23 protein-coding genes are annotated in these 21,698 nt (G+C 46.0%); 9 read left to right on the forward strand and 14 right to left on the reverse strand.

Features of this window, described 5'->3' with window-relative positions:
- The first annotated feature begins 35 nt into the window (after window positions 1-35).
- Window positions 36-2,108, forward strand: a complete 2,073-nt coding sequence (locus BTA30_RS03600; protein ID WP_076759408.1) for a transglycosylase domain-containing protein — start codon at window positions 36-38, stop codon at window positions 2,106-2,108.
- A 49-nt stretch (window positions 2,109-2,157) separates the two neighbouring features.
- Here BTA30_RS03600 and BTA30_RS03605 read toward each other — a convergent pair whose 3' ends face one another.
- A complete protein-coding gene (locus BTA30_RS03605; RefSeq protein WP_076759411.1) occupies window positions 2,158-2,673 on the reverse strand; it encodes a YwhD family protein in 516 nt (171 codons plus the stop codon).
- 13 nt (window positions 2,674-2,686) lie between these two features.
- A complete protein-coding gene (locus BTA30_RS03610; protein ID WP_076760242.1) occupies window positions 2,687-3,370 on the reverse strand; it encodes a site-2 protease family protein in 684 nt (227 codons plus the stop codon).
- Between the two features lie 83 nt (window positions 3,371-3,453).
- Between BTA30_RS03610 and thmT the strand changes: the two genes are divergently transcribed.
- The gene (gene thmT, locus BTA30_RS03615) at window positions 3,454-3,639 is read left to right on the forward strand and encodes a 2-hydroxymuconate tautomerase (RefSeq protein ID WP_076759414.1); all 186 of its coding nucleotides are present in this window, start codon (window positions 3,454-3,456) and stop codon (window positions 3,637-3,639) included.
- A 196-nt stretch (window positions 3,640-3,835) separates the two neighbouring features.
- On the opposite strand, the gene BTA30_RS03620 is transcribed toward thmT, so the two are convergent.
- The 3 genes from BTA30_RS03620 to BTA30_RS03630 form a co-directional block, all read right to left on the reverse strand.
- Window positions 3,836-4,336 carry a YwgA family protein gene (locus BTA30_RS03620; RefSeq protein WP_076759416.1) on the reverse strand — a complete coding sequence of 167 codons (501 nt, stop codon included), beginning with the start codon at window positions 4,334-4,336 and terminating at the stop codon, window positions 3,836-3,838.
- Between the two features lie 30 nt (window positions 4,337-4,366).
- Window positions 4,367-5,665 carry an HD domain-containing protein gene (locus tag BTA30_RS03625; protein ID WP_076759419.1) on the reverse strand — a complete coding sequence of 433 codons (1,299 nt, stop codon included), beginning with the start codon at window positions 5,663-5,665 and terminating at the stop codon, window positions 4,367-4,369.
- A gap of 263 nt (window positions 5,666-5,928) precedes the next feature.
- Window positions 5,929-6,153 carry a YuzB family protein gene (locus BTA30_RS03630; protein ID WP_076759420.1) on the reverse strand — a complete coding sequence of 75 codons (225 nt, stop codon included), beginning with the start codon at window positions 6,151-6,153 and terminating at the stop codon, window positions 5,929-5,931.
- A gap of 215 nt (window positions 6,154-6,368) precedes the next feature.
- Between BTA30_RS03630 and BTA30_RS03635 the strand changes: the two genes are divergently transcribed.
- Complete coding sequence (locus BTA30_RS03635) at window positions 6,369-7,169, forward strand: RsfA family transcriptional regulator (protein ID WP_076759423.1); 801 nt, start codon at window positions 6,369-6,371, stop codon at window positions 7,167-7,169.
- A gap of 106 nt (window positions 7,170-7,275) precedes the next feature.
- On the forward strand, window positions 7,276-7,608 hold the full coding sequence (locus BTA30_RS03640; protein ID WP_076760243.1) for a YjdJ family protein: 333 nt from the start codon (window positions 7,276-7,278) through the stop codon (window positions 7,606-7,608).
- Between the two features lie 32 nt (window positions 7,609-7,640).
- Here BTA30_RS03640 and lipL read toward each other — a convergent pair whose 3' ends face one another.
- The 7 genes from lipL to BTA30_RS03675 all read right to left on the reverse strand — a co-directional run bounded on the left by lipL (window position 7,641) and on the right by BTA30_RS03675 (window position 14,615).
- Window positions 7,641-8,486 carry an octanoyl-[GcvH]:protein N-octanoyltransferase gene (lipL, locus tag BTA30_RS03645; RefSeq protein ID WP_076759426.1) on the reverse strand — a complete coding sequence of 282 codons (846 nt, stop codon included), beginning with the start codon at window positions 8,484-8,486 and terminating at the stop codon, window positions 7,641-7,643.
- Window positions 8,487-8,625: 139 nt separating this feature from the next.
- The gene (gene pobA, locus BTA30_RS03650) at window positions 8,626-9,831 is read right to left on the reverse strand and encodes a 4-hydroxybenzoate 3-monooxygenase (protein ID WP_076759429.1); all 1,206 of its coding nucleotides are present in this window, start codon (window positions 9,829-9,831) and stop codon (window positions 8,626-8,628) included.
- A 20-nt stretch (window positions 9,832-9,851) separates the two neighbouring features.
- Entirely contained in the window at window positions 9,852-11,222 is a 1,371-nt protein-coding gene (locus BTA30_RS03655) for an MFS transporter (protein WP_076759432.1), read from the reverse strand.
- Window positions 11,223-11,263: 41 nt separating this feature from the next.
- Window positions 11,264-12,115 (reverse strand): DODA-type extradiol aromatic ring-opening family dioxygenase, encoded by an 852-nt coding sequence (locus BTA30_RS03660; protein ID WP_076759434.1) that lies wholly within the window; start codon window positions 12,113-12,115, stop codon window positions 11,264-11,266.
- Window positions 12,116-12,140: 25 nt separating this feature from the next.
- Window positions 12,141-12,332, reverse strand: coding sequence for a 4-oxalocrotonate tautomerase (locus tag BTA30_RS03665; RefSeq protein ID WP_076760244.1), 192 nt, complete (start codon window positions 12,330-12,332; stop codon window positions 12,141-12,143).
- A 13-nt stretch (window positions 12,333-12,345) separates the two neighbouring features.
- Window positions 12,346-13,131 carry a 2-keto-4-pentenoate hydratase gene (locus BTA30_RS03670; RefSeq protein WP_076759437.1) on the reverse strand — a complete coding sequence of 262 codons (786 nt, stop codon included), beginning with the start codon at window positions 13,129-13,131 and terminating at the stop codon, window positions 12,346-12,348.
- Window positions 13,132-13,145: 14 nt separating this feature from the next.
- Window positions 13,146-14,615 carry an aldehyde dehydrogenase gene (locus tag BTA30_RS03675; protein WP_076760245.1) on the reverse strand — a complete coding sequence of 490 codons (1,470 nt, stop codon included), beginning with the start codon at window positions 14,613-14,615 and terminating at the stop codon, window positions 13,146-13,148.
- A 209-nt stretch (window positions 14,616-14,824) separates the two neighbouring features.
- Here BTA30_RS03675 and BTA30_RS03680 point away from each other — a divergent pair, with 209 nt between their 5' ends.
- Both BTA30_RS03680 and BTA30_RS03685 read left to right on the forward strand, forming a co-directional pair.
- Window positions 14,825-15,604: an IclR family transcriptional regulator gene (locus BTA30_RS03680; RefSeq protein WP_076760246.1), complete on the forward strand. Its 780-nt coding sequence runs from the start codon at window positions 14,825-14,827 to the stop codon at window positions 15,602-15,604.
- Window positions 15,605-15,625: 21 nt separating this feature from the next.
- Complete coding sequence (locus tag BTA30_RS03685; protein ID WP_076759440.1) at window positions 15,626-16,576, forward strand: amidohydrolase family protein; 951 nt, start codon at window positions 15,626-15,628, stop codon at window positions 16,574-16,576.
- A 39-nt stretch (window positions 16,577-16,615) separates the two neighbouring features.
- Here the strand turns inward: BTA30_RS03685 and pta are convergent, their stop codons facing one another.
- Window positions 16,616-17,587, reverse strand: a complete 972-nt coding sequence (gene pta, locus BTA30_RS03690; RefSeq protein ID WP_076759442.1) for a phosphate acetyltransferase — start codon at window positions 17,585-17,587, stop codon at window positions 16,616-16,618.
- Between the two features lie 603 nt (window positions 17,588-18,190).
- Here pta and BTA30_RS24295 point away from each other — a divergent pair.
- Together BTA30_RS24295 and hemQ are read left to right on the forward strand one after the other, a co-directional pair.
- On the forward strand, window positions 18,191-18,343 hold the full coding sequence (locus BTA30_RS24295) for an isochorismatase family protein (RefSeq protein WP_350339425.1): 153 nt from the start codon (window positions 18,191-18,193) through the stop codon (window positions 18,341-18,343).
- 145 nt (window positions 18,344-18,488) lie between these two features.
- Window positions 18,489-19,253, forward strand: coding sequence for a hydrogen peroxide-dependent heme synthase (hemQ, locus tag BTA30_RS03705; protein WP_076759446.1), 765 nt, complete (start codon window positions 18,489-18,491; stop codon window positions 19,251-19,253).
- A 42-nt stretch (window positions 19,254-19,295) separates the two neighbouring features.
- Here hemQ and bslA read toward each other — a convergent pair whose 3' ends face one another.
- A complete protein-coding gene (gene bslA, locus BTA30_RS03710; protein ID WP_307894811.1) occupies window positions 19,296-19,835 on the reverse strand; it encodes a biofilm surface layer hydrophobin BslA in 540 nt (179 codons plus the stop codon).
- Between the two features lie 461 nt (window positions 19,836-20,296).
- On the opposite strand from bslA, the gene BTA30_RS03715 reads away from it, so the two are divergent.
- On the forward strand, window positions 20,297-21,643 hold the full coding sequence (locus BTA30_RS03715) for a TrkH family potassium uptake protein (protein WP_076759449.1): 1,347 nt from the start codon (window positions 20,297-20,299) through the stop codon (window positions 21,641-21,643).
- The last annotated feature ends 55 nt before the right edge of the window (window positions 21,644-21,698 follow it).

A 21,698-nucleotide genomic window follows, 5' to 3' on the forward strand; every position in this document is an offset into this window, starting at 1 on the left:
AAGAACATTTTATTTTTCTGGGAGGAGATTTTAGCATGGACATGATGACGGACAAGCGGGTCCGTTTGACCATCAAGACGATACGGGCTTTTTTGTTCATGGGAGCATTGCTGCTGATCTTCCTTTCAATCATCATCATGACGGTGGTGCTGGCCGCCAAATGGCAAGGCGCCCCTTCCATCCAAGTGCCAAGATCCACCGTACTTTATGACGGAAACGGAAAACAAATGGGTGAAACCCATTATGGACAAAAACGGTATTGGGTATCGCTGGAGGACATAAATCCAGCCGTCATTGATGCGACGCTTGCCGTTGAAGACCGGAACTTCTTCCGGCATCACGGTTTTGACTATGTGCGGATGGCCGGAGCCGTCATTGCCGATCTGAAAGCAATGTCCAAGGTTCAAGGAGCCAGCACCATTACCCAGCAATATGCGAGAAACCTCTATCTCGGGCATGATAAAACATGGAAAAGAAAGTGGAATGAAGCTTTTTATACGATACGCCTCGAACAAAACTATTCAAAGAAAGACATTCTGGAAGGCTATTTAAATACGATTTATTACGGGCACGGGGCTTACGGAATAGAAGCCGCTTCCCGTTTGTATTTTGGAAAACGGGCCAAGGATTTAGGTACGGCGGAGGCTGCGCTGCTTGCCGGCATTCCAAAAGGGCCGTCGGTTTATTCTCCATTTGCTAATGAAAAAAAAGCGAAAATGCGGCAGGAAATGATCCTGACGATCATGGGAAAAGAAAAAAAGCTGACGAAAAAGGAGGCGGCAGCGCTCAAAAAAATGCCGCTCTCTTATCAAAAGCAGGCTGAGCAAGACACGAAGAAAACAGCTCCATACTTCTATGACGAAGCCGTAAAGGAAATTGCCCGGGTACTTCACTTGACACCAGAACAAGTGGAAAGCGGCGGCTATAAGGTTTACACAACGCTAAACCCCCGCCTGCAGAAAATCGCCGAGCAGACGATCGAGAATACAGTCGACTCAGAGTCCGATATCCAAGCGGGATTTGCCGCGGTCAATCCATATGACGGCAGCGTTCTTGCGCTTGTCGGAGGTCGCGATTATCAAAAAAGCCCATTTAACCGTGTCACACAGGCAAGACGACAGCCCGGGTCAACGATGAAGCCTTTTTTGTATTATTCGGCCATCCAAAACGGATTTACGCCCTCAACACGGATGAAGAGCGCTGAAACGACATTTGAGCTCGGACAGGGCAGCGCCTATTCTCCAAGCAATTATCACGGCTATTATGCGGACGGTCCCATCACCCTTTTGCAGGCTTTGGCCCTGTCGGATAATATTTACGCGGTGAAGACACACCTCTTTCTCGGCATGGACAAACTGGTCGGCGCCGCCAAGCGGTTCGGCATCACAAGCCCCCTGCAAAAAGTGCCTTCACTGGCTCTCGGAACATCTCCCGTGAAGCCGATTGAAATGGTAAACGGGTACGCGATGTTTACAAACGGCGGAAAAAAAGTCGAACCTTCTTTCATTACGAAAATCACTGATCCAAACGGAAAGGTGCTTTACGAAAAACCGAAACGGCACAAACAGGTCCTTGATCCTAAAGCCGCTTTTATTACGGCGGACATGATGACCGGAATGTTTGACAAATCCCTTAACGGCTACACATCAGTCACCGGCCGAATGATTGCTGATAAACTGTCACGCCAATATGCCGGAAAATCGGGAACGACCAGTACAGACAGCTGGATGATCGGCTTTTATCCCGGCCTCGCCGCCGGTGTATGGACCGGTTATGATAAAGAGCGGACAATCGATGCCGTAGCCGAAAAAAACTATGCTAAACAAATCTGGGCAGATTTTATGGAAAGGGCGCTTGAAGACGAACCTGCGGCAGCGTTAATCCCGCCAGAAGGCGTGAAAAGCCTGTATATCGATCCTGCAACAGGCTATGCGGCCGCACCAAGCTGTCCATCCAAACACCTCGCTTATTTTATCGAGGGAACAGAACCTGAACAGGTCTGCTATGGAAAGGAGACCTATCAAGACAAGAAAGAAGAACGGAAAAAACCGGCGAAACCCGAAAAGCGAAAGAAATGGTGGGAAAAGTGGTTTAGGAATGACGAATAAGACTCCTAACCTAAAATAAATAAAAACCCCCGGAAATCCGGGGATTTTTCTATTCCTGCAGCAATCCTTTTTTCAGCTCATCAGACGAACGATCCCAAAGCCCCTGATCGTGGTTTTTCAGGAAATCGGCAAGGACGCGCTTTGAATCGTCATCCATGTGATCGACGATAATCTTCCGTTTCATGGACTTATCCATGAAATTGACATGTTCGGGAAGCGACTTGTAGCCGCGGCGGATGCTTCTGTCGACCGTCATTTCACAAGCGGTCACACCAGCGTAATAAGGCCCTTCTTCCCTGCGGTCGATGGTTACCCAGACGAGCCAGTAAGGCTTGCCGTTCGGCACATCCTCTTTATTCGGAAGAAATTTAATTCCTTTTTCTACAGTGCTGCGGGCATGCATGGCACCGATATCAACGAATGCTTCTTTCTCTAGAACGTCGACAAAGACGGGGGATATGTTATCAAGGCTTAAAGCGCCTGCACCAAATCCTCCGTGTCCATCCGTCGGATCGCTTTTAATGATATTGAATCCGATTGTTTTTTTCTTTTTTCCTTGTTCCATCAAAAAATACCTCCTACATCAGCGGCCGAAAAACGCTGTTGAAAATCGAAATAATCAATTCCCGCCCGTCATTCAAAAATGGCCAGAATACATATTGCCCGAGCGGTGTAATGACGATAATCAGAAAAACGAGGGAGCCGTAAGCTTCATATTTCGTCAGCTTCGCCCGCAAGTCAGGCGCGACAACATCCTGTATGACCCGAAATCCGTCAAGCGGCGGAAACGGCAGCAAATTAAAAAGAAATAAAAGCAGATTTAAATTGATCCAAATTGTAAGGAACTGAACCAATCCGAGATAAAAACCGGAAGGCAGCACTGAAGACAGCTTTGCAGATAACAGTATCAAAATAAAACCGAGCAAAGCAAGAATCAGATTGCTGATTGGGCCGGCTATCGATACGAGAACCCCGGCAAGCCTTGGCTTTTTAAAATAAAAGCGGTTGACGGGCACCGGCTTCGCCCAGCCGAATCCCATTAAGAAAATCAAAATCGTCCCAAACGGATCAAGGTGTTTAAGTGGATTTAAAGTGAGCCTTCCCTGCCGTTTGGCCGTTTCATCGCCAAATTTGTATGCCACATACGCATGGGCAACTTCATGCACAGTAAATGCGGCAGCAAGCGTCAATACAACATATGGAATCATTTCCAGCGGATAAATAAGAAACCGATCTAAAATTGGATTTTCCCTCTTTCTCATATACAAAGATTTACTATCTTCAGTATACTATAAGAGCAACTGATCCTAAAGTGAACGAGTATTTTTTAAAAGGAGGAAAAAACATGCCATACGTAACTGTACAAATGCTGGAAGGCCGTACTGACGAGCAAAAAAGAGACCTCGTGAAAAAAGTGACCGATGCCGTCTCTGAAACAACGGGTGCACCGAAGGAAAAAATCGCGGTCATTATCGAGGAAATGAAAAAGGAAAACTACGGGGTCGCCGGCAAACGCATGAGCGACATTTAATCAGCAAGGCGTCTGCCGCTTGATGCGGGACGCCTTTTCAGATTGTTTATACCAAGCTTTGTTTCCTTCGATCTTCTTCATCCCAGACATCGACTGAATATGTGCACTCATCGTCTATCATGCAGCGGATTCCGCTTCCCTTCCCAGCCTTTTACAAAAAAGCAAAACAAAAAAACCTGTCCATTCGACAGGTCTTTTAACAAAGGTCTCTGAGATTTTTGATGTAAGCGACAGCCTCATCAAATTCTTCGTCTGTATATCGCTGTTTGCTTTTGATTGTAAACACTTTGTCCCTGATCTCTTTCTGATCCAATCCTTCAAAATAAAGAATCGTAGAAACCAATTCCAAAAACCGCGAAGACTGGCGGTTGACATCATCTATATAGGCTTTAATATCCTGCATGTCCAGCTCACATTGGTTGAGGAATTGGCTTCCCGCCTCTGTGGGAGAATACCGGTATTGGTAATACCCGCCTTTTTTCTCTTTAACTTCATGGAGAAACCCGAGATTGCAAAGTTCTTCAACCTGAAGCGTCAGCTCCTCCGAGTACGGCCCGTAAAAATGGAAGTCGTATTTCTCATAAAAGGGAAGATCCAATTTTTTAGCGATATAAATGATTTTTTGCAGCTTTTTTCGCCCGATAATTTCTCCCGAATCTGAGAAGACCTTCATCAGCTTTGCATGTTCTTTTAACAAATCCCCGACATCTCCTTCATCCTTTTCTTTCTATGTCAGTCCGAGCAGTTCTTTCATTCTTTTTGCGTGCATCCCGTCAGGCAATTCTTCAATAAGGTCAAGCGGGAAATAAAGTTTATGGTCTGTTCTCCGCTTGCCGGAAATGGCGTCAACAATGTCAGACTGCCGCGACAGTTCTTTAATCTGGCCGCTATTGGTCAGCAATTGGATCGGGAGGCGCTCTTCTTCCTCTCCCGGTCTGTAGAAGTCATATGGAAGGTCTGAGGAGGAATCCACCACAAGATAATAATCGGGATTTATGCCTGATTTTTTAAACAGTGCGGTCAGTTCAAAGTAAGTCGCCATCTCCTCATTTGGATTAAATTCAGCATACTGGAACAGCCTGCGATTGATAAAACGGCGGCATAAATCGGACAGAATCTCATCCTCTTCATTTTCCCAAGCCTGAAAGTAATATAGAATAATCGATTCATCAAGACTCAAATAGTCCTCAAGTGTGACACTGCCTTCAAAAATCGAATAAAAGTGGACAGGAGCGTGCGAGAAAATGTAACCGTCCTGATGAAGCTGTTTTGCGCGGTGGAGGATCTTCGTCAAAATCACTTCTGCGCTTCTTGTCACCGGATGAAAATAGACTTGCCAGTACATTTGGTAGCGGCTCATAATATAATCTTCAACAGCATGCATTCCGGTTTGCTTAATGACGATTTGGTCTTCACGCGGACGCATGACGCGGAGAATCCGCTCCATGTCAAAATGGCCGTAGCTGACGCCGGTGTAGTATGCGTCGCGCTGGAGATAGTCCATTCGGTCAGCATCGATCTGACTTGAAATCAGGCTGACGACCTGTTTATTTTGATAGGTTTTCGCGATGACTTCGGCAACGTCTTTGGCAAATGTCGGACTCACCTTTCCGAGCACCTTGTTAACCTCTGTATCGCCTAAAATGATCGCTCTCGTAAAGTCTTCATGATCAAGGCGAAAAACTTTTTCAAACGAGTGGGAAAACGGTCCATGCCCCAAGTCGTGCAATAACGCGGCACACAAACATAGGTCTCGTTCGCTGTCGTCCCATTCCTCCCTGCCTTTAAAAACGTCGTCAACCATTCTTCTGACAATTTCGTAGACGCCGAGAGAGTGGTTGAAACGGCTGTGCTCGGCTCCGTGAAATGTCAAATAAGTCGTGCCCAGCTGCTTGACTCTGCGCAGCCTTTGAAATTCACGGGTGCCGATCAAATCCCATATCAGCTTGTCCCGCACATGGACGTAGCGGTGAACAGGATCTTTAAACACTTTTTCTTCTGATAATTTTCCGTTTGGATACGCCATTTTTGTCCCTCTTTTTTTAAACGTGAGGCAAACTGATTGCTGCCAATCCGTCTCTATTTCGTCAACATGTGTTTCGGAAAAACTAAATTCAGCGTTCTCTATAGATTGCAGTATTACCCGATCAGCTTGTTTTTTTTTAAGGTCTGTTTCTATTATATCGGGTCTGTTTTTTTGAAAACATCCTTGAATTTGCCGGCGAATTTGTTCCAAACTGCAAAAATGCCGGCAAACAAGCAAAAACGCCTGACCCATAGGGGAGGCGGTTATTTTTTGACTTTCTTTTTCACTTTTTCGATCAGCTCATCTTCATCAGGAGCTGACAGCGGACGATTATTGACAAACGCAAACGATTTTTTCCGTCCCGGACCGCAGTAAGACTGACAGCCGATTTCCACTTTCGCATCCGGATCGATTTCTTTCAGACGGGGCAAAAGCGTTTTTAAATTAGTGGCCTGACAATCGTCACACACTCGAAATTCATTAGCCATTTCATACGCTTCCTTTCGTTTTGTTCATCTGTCTTTATGGAAGGCATTAAAATTGTGCCGAGCATTAAAAATGACACCGTTCTTCATTTTACAAGGATTCTTTCATTCCTGCAAGGCGGCTGCTAAAAAAATCACTTCCTATTCTTTTAGCAAACTTGTATAAATATTTCCAAATTGGACAATCTAATACCAATACTAACATTGGGAGTTGAGAAGTGATGAAACAAAGACAAGACGCCTGGTCTGAGGAAAACGATTTATTGCTGGCCGAAACCGTTCTAAGGCATGTCAGAGAAGGCAGCACACAGCTGAATGCCTTTGAAGAAGTCGGAGACAAACTGAATCGGACATCGGCCGCCTGCGGTTTTAGATGGAACGCGGTCGTCCGCCACCAATATGAAAAAGCCCTGCAGCTGGCAAAAAAACAGAGGAAGCAAAGAATGCGCGCCCTCGGAAACGGTCAACCTGCAAAGAAACGACTTTTGTATAAACCGCCTGTCGAAACAGCAGAAATAGACGCTGAACCGCCGGCCGAAACATCCGTCGAGCAAAAAAGCGGACATGAGGAAACCAGCCAGCCGCAAACGACGATCGCAAACGAGCATCTGCCTTATGTAGATGAAAGCTTTAAAGAAGAGTTAGCTAGCTTATCACACCTTCTATCGCCAAAACAGGAGAATGCCGGACAAACCCCCGCTGCACCTGCAAAACTGACGATGGATGATGTCATTCGCTTTTTGCAAGAATATACCGGGAACCAGGAGCATACTGCCGCATTGAAAATGGAAAACGACCGCTTAAAAAGGGAAAATGAAGACTTGACGAAAAAAGTGGAAAAACTCGAAGCTGAAGTCAAAAAGCTTGAAAAAGACCAAACAACGATCCAGGAAGACTACGAAACGCTCGTCAAAATCATGAACCGTGCAAGAAAGCTAGTTTTATTTGAAGAAGACGAGCACGCCGCTCCGGCATTTAAAATGGACCGGAATGGAAATTTGGAAAAAATGGCTGAATAGCTCTCCCCCCCTCTAAAATAGGGGGGATTTCCTTTTAAAAACCTTGATTTTATATGACAAAAATTTCATAATAGTGATAGCAATTCATAAGGCGGTAATCATGATTATGAAATTTGTGGTATATGCTGTCCAGTTCGGCACAGCGGCTCTTTTGTTTTTATTTTCCGCATTTGTCAGCTGGTATCAGGGCAGCGAGCTTTTAAACGTTCCATGGGAATGGAAATATTCAGCCAAATTTACGAAACTGATGTATGGAGCGGATTCCATACAAAACGCGGGGGATATTTCACAGCTTGATTTTTTCGTTTACGCAGCTAAGCACACGCCTGCTTCCGTCGTTTTAATGGCTGTAAGCTTGATTTATATCATGATACTGGCTTGCTGTCTTCTCCTAAAAACCTATTTAAAACGCCGAAAAAGCGCGTTGCACAAAGCATAAAAAGGCTCCGGATTTTCTCCGGAGCTTTTTTTCTATCCAAACACCTTTTCATTCCGTTCGATCATACGGAGCAGATTTTTCTCATACTCGGTCTCTTCATCAGCTGAGAGAGGTGCCTGAAAAATGTCTCCGCACAGTTCTTTCAGCTCTGTCAAAAGGGCGAGCATCAGATCCTGAACCGAGATTTCTTTGTTGAGAAGCTCTGAAAGCGACGCCATCGAATCGGGGCGGATATCCGGGTAAACGGCTTTCGTTTTGCCCCGCATCTCTTTTAATGAGATGTCATAAAAACGTTTAATGAGCTCTGCACGTTTGCTGCCGCTACAGTCGGCGCATAAATAAATCTGGACCGCCACTCCGCCTCTCAGCCGCCTTTGTGAAATTCCGGCAAATTTTTTGCCGCCTATGCTCAAATCGTAGCTGCCCGGACAGTAGGACCCTGTGATTTCATAAGCTTTCACCTCTTTGCCATACGGTGACAGTATTCTTTTGATCAGCTCAAACATCGCTTCATAGCCGCGGTCAATGTCGATGCCGTTTTTTTTGTCCTGAAAAATCAGCGATACATTTAATACTCCGCTGTCCAACACGACTGCAAGTCCGCCTGAATTGCGGACGATGACCTTATAACCCGATTCCTCAAGAAATGAAATGCCTTCCTCCAAATAAGGAAGCCTCGTATCCTGAATACCGAGCACGATCGTGTCATGGTGGACCCAGGAACGGGCGGTCGCAGGAGACACTCCTTTTCCGACAGAGGCGCACAGCGTGTCATCTATCGCGAACGATTGTTTTGCGTCAAAATATGGGCCGAGACTGGATTGGTCAATGATTCTCCATTTCGGCTGGATCAGTAGATCTATCAGTTGCTTTGCCATTTATGTTGCAAACCCTTTCATTATGCATTTCAGCTATACCTATTATACCATCTAGCCGAAGGCGGTGTGGAGATTTTCTGCCTCCTGCCGTTTTCAGCCAAAAAACCTCTTAAACCGAAGAGCTTAAGAGGTTCTTTTCTTATATGATGCTTAAAGACGGTTCTTCAAGCTCTAGCGGAAGACCGACATAATTTTCTGCCAGACTTTGAGCAGCTGCTTTCGATGTCGTGACATGATCCAATTCCGCCAATTGAATTTGATAGTCAAAGGGGGTGGAATCATGGTGACGATGCAGCATAGAAGTCATATACCAGGAAAAACGCTCTGCTTTCCAGACGCGGCGGAGGCATGCTGCGGTATACCGGCCGAGCCGTTCAGTTTCACCTGCTGCATAATAGTCATGAAGCGCTTTTGCGAGCAGCTGTACATCCGCCATGGCAAGGTTTAGACCTTTTGCCCCGGTCGGCGGCACAATATGCGCGGCATCCCCCGCCAAGAACAGCCTTCCGTATTGCATCGGATCACATATAAAACTTCTCATCGACACGATGTTTTTTTGAATAATCGGACCTTCTATCAACTTCCACCCGTCATCAGCCGACAGCCTTAGCCGAAGCTTTTCCCATATTCGCTCATCCGGCCAGTCATTCATAGAGTCTGACGGGTTGACTTGCAGGTAAAGGCGCTGAATGTCCGGCGTTCTGGTGCTGAGAAGGGCAAAACCGTCTTCATGATGCGCATAGACAAGCTCAGGCGCAGATGGCGGCGCTTGCGCCAAAATGCCAAGCCAGCCATATGGGTACGTTTTTTGGTATTCTTTGCGAATCTTCTGTGGAATGCTTTGCCTGCTTGGACCGTGGAAGCCGTCGCAGCCCGCAATGTAATCGCAGATCAGCTCTTCTCTTTCTCCATTTTCATTTTGATAGTGGATTTTGGGCTCAGATGAATCAAGATCAGACAGGCGCACATCAGAAACATTAAAAAACATTTCCCCTCCCGCTTTTACCCGGGCGGCAATTAAATCCTTCAGCACTTCATGCTGGGGATAGACCGTAATATTTTTTCCTCCCGTCAGCCGATGCATATCAATTCGGTGCCGTTTGCCGTTAAAGCGGATTTCAATCCCTTTATGAAACATGCCCATTTTCATCATTCTCTCCCCGGCGCCTGTTTCATTCAGCAAATCAACGGTCATCTGTTCAAGAACGCCGGCCCGGATTGTCTTCTCAATCTCTTGCCGGGAGCGGCATTCGATGACGACCGCTTCGATCCCCTTGCGGTGAAGCAGATGGGCCAGCATAAGCCCCGCCGGCCCCGCTCCGATGATTCCCACATGTGTCCGCAATATCTCTTCCTCCCATTGGTTTAGATTTTTAATTCGCTTCTCATTTGACTCCGGCGCTTTTCGGCAGGAATGAAGTCAAATTTCGCATGATTCTCTTGGACCAGCAAGATGCCGAGTGCAGCAAAAAGGCTTGGGACGGCAAAGATCATAAACGACTGCTTCGGATCAATGCCGGAAGCAAGGATCAATGCGAAAAGGGAAGGCGCGATGATGGCTCCGATTCTGCCGATTCCAAGCGCCCAGCCGATTCCGGTGGCTCTGATTTCTTTCGGGTAATACTCGGAAATATAAGGATTGGCAATATTCTGCGTACCTACAGTACAAGCTCCGCCCAGCGCAATCAGCAGGTACAAAACATAAGGATTCACCGTTAAACCAAAGGCTGCAAAACAAAAAGCCCCAAGCATATACATAACGGCCAGCACTTTTTTATGGCCGGCCTTATCCGCCAACCTGCCGCCGATTAAAGCGCCGGCGGCTTGGCCGATGCACAGCGCGAGATTGAACGACAAACTTGACGATACTCCATAGCCCGACGCCTGCATCATTTTTGGCAGCCATGTATTTAAACCATAGACCATCATGAGGCAGCTGAATACAGACAGCCAGAAAGCGAATGTGCTGGCGGCGCGTTTTTGTTGGAACAGCTTTTTAACAGGAAAGCCTTTCGTTTGGTCTGCATGGCCGGATAACTGAAAATTGTCGCTTTCTCTATATTGTCCGTCAGGATGTACTTTGTTGAGAATCTCGGCCAGCTTTTTTGTCTGTTTTGTCAGCATGTAAAAAGAAAGGGATTCAGGAAATTGCCTGAAAAAGAAAGGCAGTACAAACAAAGGAACGGCGCCGATCAAATACAGCACCCTCCAGCCCGCGTGGGGCACTGCCAGCATGCCGATGAGGGAAGCCAGCACTCCGCCTGCGGAATAACCGCAATACATGGCGGCGACAATAACCGCTCTGTTTTTTTTCGGTGAATATTCGGTCATCAGTGAAATGGCATTCGGCATCAATCCGCCCATTCCAAGCGCTGCAATAAAACGCATGACTGTAAATAGCAGCGGAGAATCAATCATTCCCGAACCTGCAGTAAACAGGCTGAATAGAAAAATGCAGATGCCAAGCACCTTTTTGCGGCCAAATTGATCGGCGACCGGCGAAAAGATCAGTGCCCCCAGCATCATGCCGATCAAAGTATAGCTGCCGATCGCCCCGGCTTGAATTGCTGTTAAATTCCATTCCTCCATCAGCCACGGCAGGCTGACGCCGTACATGGCAATGTCATATCCATCAAAGGCGATGGCGAAAAAACACCAGAAGAAAACAGTCATATGGACTTTGTTCAATTTGCTGGCTGCCATGACTTCTCCAGGATGGATTGAACGATTTCTCATTTTTTTCCTCCATCTCATGATAAATTGATATGAAGAACAGATTAACGCACAGTATCTTTTTCAGTGAGCCTGACAGATCGGGCAGCTGAACACATCGGTTCAAAAGCCATGACGACATTGGAACTGCCTGATGATTGGCCATACCCGTAAAATGTACTTTTGCAGCCATCCTCAAGCACGCCCAAAAGCATCGCAATATGACGGCCGCCGGCTTCGAGTCCGGCATTTTTGGCATATTGAGGAAGCATCAATTTTGCAGATACCAGATCATTGTCCGTTAGATAGGTTAAAAATTGTGCATCAAGGGCCTGCTCCGCCAAAGTCGGCATGCATTCCGGCCCCCTCACCAAGTGATGGCTGAGAGCGCCGCTGCTGATAAATACGGTTTTCTTCCCGCTTTCTTTCAGCACTCTTCCGGCAAGCTGTCCCCACAAAAACGTTTCTTCCAAATTCGCGGCCAATGTTACCGATAAATCGATAACCGGAATATCGCCTTTTGGAACGAGATAGCGGAGCGGAACGACGGTCCCGTAATCCCAGCAATAAACGGGATCGTTTACAGGGATGACGGGAAGCCCTCCTTTTACGCCTGCTTCCGCCAATTGCACCGCCAGTTCATTGTCTCCCGGATAAGAATACGGAACATCGGATATTAAATTCGGACATTCAAGCGCTGTCAAAACCCCTCGATGATCAGGTGCCGCATCCACAAGATGATCGAAGCTCGACGTCCAGTGGCAGGAGATCATGACAACAGCGTCAGGCTGTATTTTTTCGATCATTCCGGAAAGGCGCTTCATTCCTTTTACAAGCTCCTTTTGAAATTCAGGCGTTTTCTCTTCAAAGCACATTCTCGGTGTATGCGGAACAAGTGCTGCCATTTCAATCGACATGTTTATTCCTCCCATAACCCTTTTTTTACGGTTTCGCTTTTGAAGCCGGGATTCCGCCTATTCCCCAGTGGCTTTTCGGAATCTCTGTGACGAGAACGCGAACGTTTTCTTTAGGAGCATCCAAAGTGATGCTCACTGTTTCTGTCACATGTTGAATGACCTCCTCGACCTTTTCCGGCGGCCGGCCTTCTAATAGTTGAATGTGAACGATCGGCAAAATATCTCCTCCCTTATGAACAGACTGCAAATGAAACGTCTCCGAGCCCTTCAACTTGTGCTGAAACGCTGTCACCAGGCTTAAGCATGACAGCTCCCGTTACACCGCCTGTCAAAATAATGCTCCCCGCTTTTAGCTTCTGTTTTTTCCTTGCGAGCATATTGGCGAGCATCGCTGCCGAATTGGCGGGATGTCCTACAACAGCGGCGCCTGTCCCCTGCTCTTTGACCACACCGTTGATCATTAAAGAAACTTCGGCTGACTCAAGTTTCAGATTTTCCGGCTTTTTGATCCTTTCACCGAACACGACCCTTGAAGAAGACGCATTATCCGCGATGACGTCAGGCAGTGTAAAAGAAAAATTCTTATAGCGGCTGTCGATGATTTCTAAGGCGGGTATGAAATAATCGGTCGCGGCGAGAACCTGCTCACCCGTAATGCCAGGACCTTCAATATCCTCCCCCAGCAAAAAAGCAATCTCTGCTTCGACTTTTGGGTGGATCAGCTTATCCATATTGATATGTCCGCCGTTGGGCACGATCATATCTTCAAAGATATAACCATAGATCGGTTCTTCCACATTCATTTGCTGCATTTTCGCCCGGCTCGTTAAGCCCATTTTCGGACCGATGATCCCGCTGCCGTGCTTCAATTTCAGTGAAATCAGCTCTTCCTGGACTCGATAGGCATCTTCGACCGTCATATCCGGATAGTCGCTTGTCATTCTTTCGATCTCCCGGTTTTCCGCTTCAGCAAAATATAACAGCCGTGCCGTTTCTTTTAATGCCGTGGCGTTCATTCCGCTCTTCCCCCTTACAGCTTGATGCAAATATTTGATAATTCACTGAAAAACTCAAAACTGTGAATGCCTCCTTCACGCCCGAGTCCGCTTTGTTTCATCCCTCCAAACGGCGTCCGTAAGTCACGGAGAAACCAAGCATTAACCCAAACCATCCCTGATTCGATTTGTCCGGCAACACGGTGTGCCCGGCGGAGGTCGTTTGTCCATACGGTTGCACTTAGACCGTAATGTGTATCATTTGCCTGTGCGATGACTTCTTCTTCTTCATCAAATGGAATCACCGTCACGACCGGCCCGAAGATTTCTTCTCTGACGACTCTGGAGTGCCGGGAGAGCCCTGAAATAATCGTCGGTTCAAGATAACAGCCGGATTCTCGGCCTTCAGGACGCTTTCCCCCGGTTAAAATGTCACCGCCTTCTTTTTTCGCCAATGCTATGTAGTCCATCACACGCTCAGTATGTTCGGCCGAAATCAAGGCTCCGATATTCGTATTCGGATCAAAAGGATCTCCAACCTTGAGCCCCTTCGTTTTCTCAATAAACTTGTCCAAAAACTCATCATATGCTTCCCGTTCGACATAGATGCGGGACCCGCACATACATACTTCTCCTTGATTGATAAAGCTTGATTTCAAGGTGGTGCTTACTGTTTCATCCATGTCGGCATCCGCAAAAATGATATTGGGATTTTTCCCGCCCAATTCAAAAGAAAGTTTTTTCAATGTTTTTGAAGCAGCTTCCATAATGATTTTTCCAGTTGTCGTTTCACCGGTGAAGGAAATCGCGTCGACATCGGGATGTTCTGAAAGCGCAGCACCAGCGGAATCAGGTCCAAATCCGTGAACAATATTCACGACTCCGTCAGGCACGCCTGCATCTTGGCAGATCTCCCCCAAAAGCGTTGCCGTCATCGGCGTCAGCTCGGCCGGTTTGATGACGGCGGTATTTCCTGCCGCCAAGCAAGGCGCTAATTTCCAGGTCAATAAAAGGAGCGGCAAGTTCCACGGATTAATGAGCCCGACGACACCGACCGGACGGCGGATGGCATAATTGATTGCCGTATCATCAGTTTGATAGGCTTCCGTTCCGACTCCTCTCAGAAAATCTGCAAAGAAATGAAAGTTAAAAGCAGAGCGGGGAATATCCAAAGTGCTTGAGAGTGAGAGCGGCTTTCCCGTATCCAATGTCTCAAGCCTTGCCAGCTCATCTTTTCGCTCAAGAATAAGGTCGCCGACCTTTCTGATGATTTGAATCCTTTCATCAGACGCCATGTTTTTCCAGCGTCCATTTAATGCGCGCCTTGCCGCCGCGACAGCCAGATCAATTTCTTTTTTGCCCCCCTCAGACACTTTTCCGATGACTTCCCGTGTAGCCGGATTGATGTTGTCAAACGTTCTCCCATCTTCTGAAGAGAAATATCTGCCGTTAATAAAATGCTGACAGTCAAACACGAGCTTTGCCGATGAAGTTTGAACACTCATATTCAATAAACATCCTCCTTTTCAAAACCTTTCCATTAAATTAAATGATTTTATATAACATGAAAACCGCATTGTTCCTCTATGCGGAACAAATGAGAAATTTTTTCCGAAAATTTGATATTTTTCGTTTTTTTATTCATTTCCTTTTTAGACCATGTTATATTATGGAATAAAAGGCACCAAAAACAATGAAAAGAGTTGAGGAAACAATGACTGTGGAGACAAAGCAGCATTACCTGCTCGGTTCAGTAAAAAATGCACTTCGGCTGCTTCAATCGTTTACCTTGGATACACCGGAGAAGAAAGCAACCGAACTCGCCTCATCGCTCGGCCTCGGAAAAAGCACGGTCTCACGCCTCTTGACCACATTGGAAAGCGAAGGATTTGTCATGAAGGATCCGGAATCGAAAAGATACAAGTTAGGGTTATCCGTCTTGCAGTTAAACACCATTGTCAACTCCACTCTTGAAATCAACCGGGAATCCCAGCCGATTCTTGAAAGGCTGACTGAAGAAACCGGGGAAACATCCCACATTGCAGTACGCGGTGATTTCAGCGTCGTTTATATCAATCGGAAGGAAAGCCCCTGTCCTGTTGAAATCCTTTCATACATCGGACGGCAGAATCCCATGCATTGTACAAGCTCGGGGAAAGTGCTGCTCGCTTTCGACAACGACGGTTTATTGGACCGTTATCTTACACAAGGCTTGGAAAGCTGTACAAATCAAACGATTACAGACGAGAAAAAACTGAAGGATACGCTTGAAGCCGTGAAAGAAAACGGATTCGACATCAGCCATGGAGAATTCATCGATGGCGTCACATCCATCTCCGCACCTATCAGAAATTACCTGGGACAAGTGATATATGCCGTCAGTGTCGTAGGCCCCACAAAACGCATGAAGACCTCACAAACAACAATCGTACATAAAGTAAAACAAGCGGCCTGTGAAATTTCAGAAAAACTCGGTTATTGGAAGAGGCCATAAAGAGAATGGAGGGAATAAGCTTTGTTTGATTTTCACACACACTTCATCCCAAACGATGTCCTGCTGTGGCTTAAGGACAATGAAAAGTCAGTGCACGCGGTCCGGGAAAAAAGATCACCCGATCGGGCCGAATTTTTGACCGTTAATCACAAATGGGGGTTTGAATTAAAAGACTCGTTTTTTAAAGAAGAATTATATTTGAAAGAGCAAAGAAAAGCTGGAATCTCCCATTCACTGGCGTCACCCGTCCCCCAGCTTTTCCTTTACGACCTTGCCGAAGAAATGACCGATGAATTGGCTTTTGTTTATAACAAAGCGCTCTCCATTTGGACAGAAAAACACAGCAATCGTCTATCAGGGCTCGGGACCATTCCGCTCAACAGTCCTTCGAAAGCTTGCGAGCGTTTAAGTGAAGCCATGGACTTAGGATTAAAAGGGGCGATCATCGGCCCCGGCGCATCTGATAAGCTGCTCTCAAATGAAGTATTCACGCCATTTTGGGAGGAAGCCGACAGGCGAAAAGCGATTATATTTATCCACCCGCTCCTATCCGAAGATCCGCGGCTGCGCCGCAAAATGATGCCCAATTTGATCGGTGTCCCGTGGGAAACGACCGTCTGTGCAGCTGATTTATTACTAAGCGGCGTGACAGACTGGTTTCCGAATGTAAAAATTCTTTTGGCCCATGGAGGAGGCTATCTTCCATATCAGATCGGCAGACTGAACAAAGGGTATGAAAAATGGGCCGATGTTTCCGCTTCTATCGCGGCTGCACCGGACGAATATCTGCGAAGGTTTTGGTATGACAGTGTGTTATGGCATGAAGAGAGTACGGCCTATTTGAAAAACCTTGTCGGAGAAGAAAGGATCGTACCGGGTTCTGATTATCCTTTTGATCTTTGCGAGTGGCCGCCCGCAGACGTCGGGCATAAAGGGGCTGAAGCTTTGCTAAGTGTGAAAATTGAAGCATGAAGAAGGTGAACCTTAAGATAAGGTTCACCTTCTCTAGTATTACAGCGCTTGGGCTGCCGTAATAAGGGCAAGATTATATACATCCTCAGCATTGCATCCTCTGGACAGATCGTTTACAGGCATGTTGAGCCCTTGCAGGATCGGTCCGACCGCTTCAAAATTGCCGAGGCGCTGTGCGATTTTGTAGCCGATGTTCCCCGCTTCAAGGCTTGGGAAAACAAACACGTTTGCATCACCTTTAATCACGGAATCCGGCGCTTTTTTCTCAGCAACAGACGGAACAAATGCTGCATCAAACTGGAATTCGCCGTCAAGTGTAAGCTCAGGCGCTTTTTCATTGGCGATTGCAACCGCATCGGCTACTTTTTCGGTTTCATCTGATTTTGCTGAGCCTTTTGTTGAAAAGCTGAGCATCGCCACGCGAGGCTCGATATCGAACATTTTGGCCGTGTTGGCGCTTTCGATCGCGATTTCTGCCAGATCCAGGCTGTCAGGTGCAATGTTGATCGCGCAGTCGGCAAATACGTACTGCTCATCGCCGCGAGCCATAATGAAGACGCCGGATGTTTTCTTAACGCCTTCTTTTGTTTTAATAATTTGCAGCGCCGGGCGAACCGTATCTGCTGTTGAATGAGCCGCACCGCTGACAAGGCCGTCGGCAAGGCCTTTATAAACAAGCATCGTTCCAAAATAGTTTTCATCTAAAAGAATTTGGCGGGCCTGTTCTTCTGTCGCTTTTCCTTTACGGCGTTCAACGAAAGCCTGAACAAGGTCTTCCATTCCTTCATATGTACGAGGATCATATATATCAACACCATCGAGTGTTAAGTTCAATCCTTTTGCTTTTGCCGTAATTTCCTCCTCGTTTCCTACGAGAATCGGCTTTAACACCTTATTTCCGGCCAGATTGTTTACCGCTGTCAGAATGCGTTCATCCAAGCCTTCCGGAAATACGATTTTAACTCCTCTACCTGTTACTTTTTCCTGCACTGTTGAAAATAAGTCTGCCACTACTATATACCCTCCTTGAAGTGTTGCAAAAAACTTCTCTACTTAGCATACTCTATTGAGATATAAATTCAATCCTTCAGCCTTAATTATAACGCTTACATGTTAAAAACGCTTTTTTTAAATTAATTTAAGCGGCAATTATTTCACTTGGTCAATCGAAATATCGCGCCGATAGTTGGCGGAATGCAGGATTTCATTTAGTCGTTCATTCAGCTTCTTGCCTGAGGCTGTGTTCATGTTTAGTATGTAACAGCCTTCCCCGCTTATACGGTGAGCTTCAATGATCGTTTCATGTTCGGCAGAAAACGCGAGTGATCATTCGTTTTCATAAAAACTGTGATAAAACCCAAACAATTTTGCTCCACTTTCCTGATTCGGCTTCCAACCGCCTGACCCGTTTAATGAATGATTCCCCTATTTCTTTCCACTTTATCTTCGAATGTCTTTTCAACAAAGAAAGGATTGCCAAATCTGTTTGATCAGCCTCCATTTTGCGGTATCTTTCAGGTGGTTCAGACAATCAAAGAGGAGCAGCTGATCAAAAAGCATGTTCCAAACATTTTTATAGAAACAGGCCTCATGGAATATCTTTAGCATGAACAGATCACACACCTTGTCATCTGCGGTATGATGACTCACATGTGCATTGATGCAAAAACGCTTGCTGTGAAAGGCTTTGGTTATGAGTGCACGATTATTGCGGACTGTGCAACGGCCATTCTGTACCTGCCGAGCATGTGCATCCCGCGTTTTTGAGCGCATTGGACTCGACATATGCGTCTGTCCTTTCCTGTGAAGAATATCTTGCGATGATTGATTGTTCAGGACTTTGAAACAGATGAAAAAGGATAAACTATGATATGATGAAATCAATTACATAAGAATTGGGAGTGAATGCAAAATGAGCGAACAGCAAAAAACGAACGAAGCCGCACAAACGCTTGACGGCTGGTATGCCCTTCATGATTTCCGGACGATGGACTGGTCTGCCTGGAAGATGCTTTCCAGCGACGAACGACAGATCATCATCAGCGAATTTACCGGACTCCTTGAAAAATGGGGCGCCGCAGAAAAAGACTGGAACGGAAGCCACACATTGTACAGCATCGTTGGCCAAAAAGCGGATTTCATGCTGATGATTTTGCGTCCGACAATGGAGGAATTAAACCAAATCGAACTTGAATTTAATAAATCAAAACTGGCAGAATACACGATCCCCGCTTATTCTTACGTATCTGTCGTCGAGCTCAGCAACTATATGGGAAGCGGAGACGGAGACCCTTATGAAAATCCGCAAGTGCGTGCGCGCCTTTATCCAGAGCTTCCTAACGCCAAATACATCTGCTTCTATCCGATGGATAAAAGAAGAGCGGGCAATGACAACTGGTACATGCTGTCGATGGAAGAGCGAAGGAATTTGATGCGCAGCCACGGCATGATCGGCCGCGGATATGCGGGCAAAGTCAAACAGATCATTACGGGCTCCATCGGGTTTGACGACTATGAATGGGGCGTAACGCTGTTTTCCGATGATGTCCTTCAATTCAAAAAGCTTGTCTATGAAATGCGCTTCGATGAAGTCAGTGCACGATACGGTGAATTCGGCTCTTTCTTTGTCGGCAACCGCCTTTCAACTGAACAGCTGCCAGCATTTTTATATGTCTAAATGTAAAAAGCTCCAAAGACATCGTCTTTGGAGCTTTTTTGTTTATTGACAATGACACGGCTGTGTAGGCGGAGTCGCTCTTTTTTGCACCTCAATGGAGGATTCAGCATAGAAAGTCGACCCAAGACCCAGCACTCTGTTTTCCGCTCTGAATGTATACTTTCCGGCAGCGGGAAGTGTTTTATTGGCCAGTACAAGCTTGAACTCCGCGATGCCCAATAAATCAATCGTAAGCGGCAGTCTGACCGTTTTTCCGTTGTTTAAGATTTGCCCGGTTCTCAGCGCCCTTCCATTAACCGTGTCTTTCGTTGTTGCAGAAAAGCCTGAAGGCAGTGTAAATTCAACCGTTCCCAGCGCTAAAATCGAATTTGGACGATAAGTTAGCTCAATATCAGAAAATGACCACTCCTGCTTGCTCTCGCCAGTTATGATCGAATATAAAGAGGCGCTCGCAGCCGGGCGGTTGACCGATTCAGTTTTTAAAGCTTGGGCATTGGCTTGAAACGATGGCAGAAAAATCGATGCCACGATCACAAGACTGAACGTCAAGATCGATAGTTTAGAACGAAACATACATTTCAACACAGTAATTCCCCCTGATCATCATATTTTAGAATTGAAACAGCACCTGAAGCGGACAAAAAAGACGAAAAGAACAGCCCGCTCCTTCCACAAACACTGCACTTTGGTTGTTTCTATTAAAAACTATCATTTTTTAAATAGATAGTAAATGTTTTCCATGGCATATTTTTAAAATAAATCCAAAATAATAAAATTTAACTATGCGCTGTTCCTCGTGATTTCTTCCGATTTTCTCCACAAAAGGGCTAATGCCCTACTTACACGTTTTTCAATGAAATTCGCCGAATCAAAGCGTTCGTTTTTTATATTGACAACCAGGCAAAGGAGCAGTACATTATTGACATTATTTAAAACATCAGGATCTGACGGCTTTTTAGCGAAATGGATTGGATTCTCGCGTTCTTCAGCCGTCTATTGCTGTTCATGATTTTGAAAGGATATGCGGAGAAAGGATAAAAAAAATGCCTAAATTGGTTTCTACAAATCTTGCAAAAGGTAAAATGATCAATATCAGTCCGCCGCAGACACTGGCGCTCAGTTTTTTAATTATCATTGCAGTCGGCGCGTTTTTATTGAAGCTGCCAATCGCCTCAACAACCTATGTCTCCTGGATTGATGCTCTGTTTACGGCTACTTCGGCAACCACTGTAACAGGCTTGGTCGTCGTAGACACCGGGACAGATTATACGGTTTTCGGGCAAACCGTCATCATGTGCCTGATTCAAATTGGCGGATTGGGCTTAATGACGTTTGCCGTTCTAGTCGTCATGATGATCGGCAAAAAAATTGGCCTCCAGCAGAGAATTCTCGTTCAGGAAGCTTTTAACCAGACTTCTTTGGGAGGGCTTGTCCGTTTAGTTAAGCATTTGTTTATTTTTACGATCATTATTGAGTTTGTCGCTTTTCTTATTCTTTCGATTAGATGGGTTCCTGAATACGGCTTGCAAAGAGGATTGTTTCATAGTTTGTTTAACACGATTTCAGCCTTCAATAACGCGGGCTTTTCCCTGTGGTCGGACAGCCTGTCGCAATATGTAGGTGATCCGATCGTCAACCTTGTCATTACAGGTCTTTTTATTACCGGAGGAATCGGGTTTACCGTACTTTTAGATTTATGGACAAAACGAAACTTTAGAAAACTGTCGCTCCATTCAAAATTAATGATCGTCGGAACATTGATTATCAACACAGTATCCGCACTGACGATTTTTATTTTAGAGTACTCCAATCCGGGCACCTTGGGGGGGCTGTCCTTGGCAGATAAAATATGGGGCGCCTATTTTCAGGGTGTCACGCCAAGAACAGCCGGCTTCAACACTCTGGATATTGCACATCTGACGACCCCGTCCCTCCTGCTGATCATCGTTCTGATGTTTATCGGTGCGGGAAGCGCATCAACGGGAAGCGGAATCAAGCTGACAACGTTTATTGTGATGATTTTAGCAACGATCACCTTTCTAAGGGGGAAAAGCGAGACGGTCGTGTTTAAACGGGCCATCAAAATGAAAACCATATTGAGAGCACTGGCCATTATCGTCATCAGTTTTTTATTCGTGCTTTTCACATTATTCGTTTTAACAATAACAGAGAATGCGCCATTTCTGGAAATCGTCTTTGAGGTCGTTTCCGCCTTTGGTACAGTCGGACTGTCGATGGGGCTGACGCCTGAGTTAACAACTGTGGGCAAAGCTGTCATCATGATGATGATGTTCATCGGCCGGGTCGGTCCGCTGACCATGGCATTTACTTTAGCCAAGCCAAAGAAAGCGCCGATCCGCCATCCCGAGGATGAAGTCATTACAGGTTAAAATGGATGAAATACCGCTCTGATATAGAGCGGTATTTTTGTTTTTTCTCCCTCAG

This window comes from Bacillus swezeyi (assembly GCF_001969815.1).
GTDB lineage: Bacteria > Bacillota > Bacilli > Bacillales > Bacillaceae > Bacillus > Bacillus swezeyi.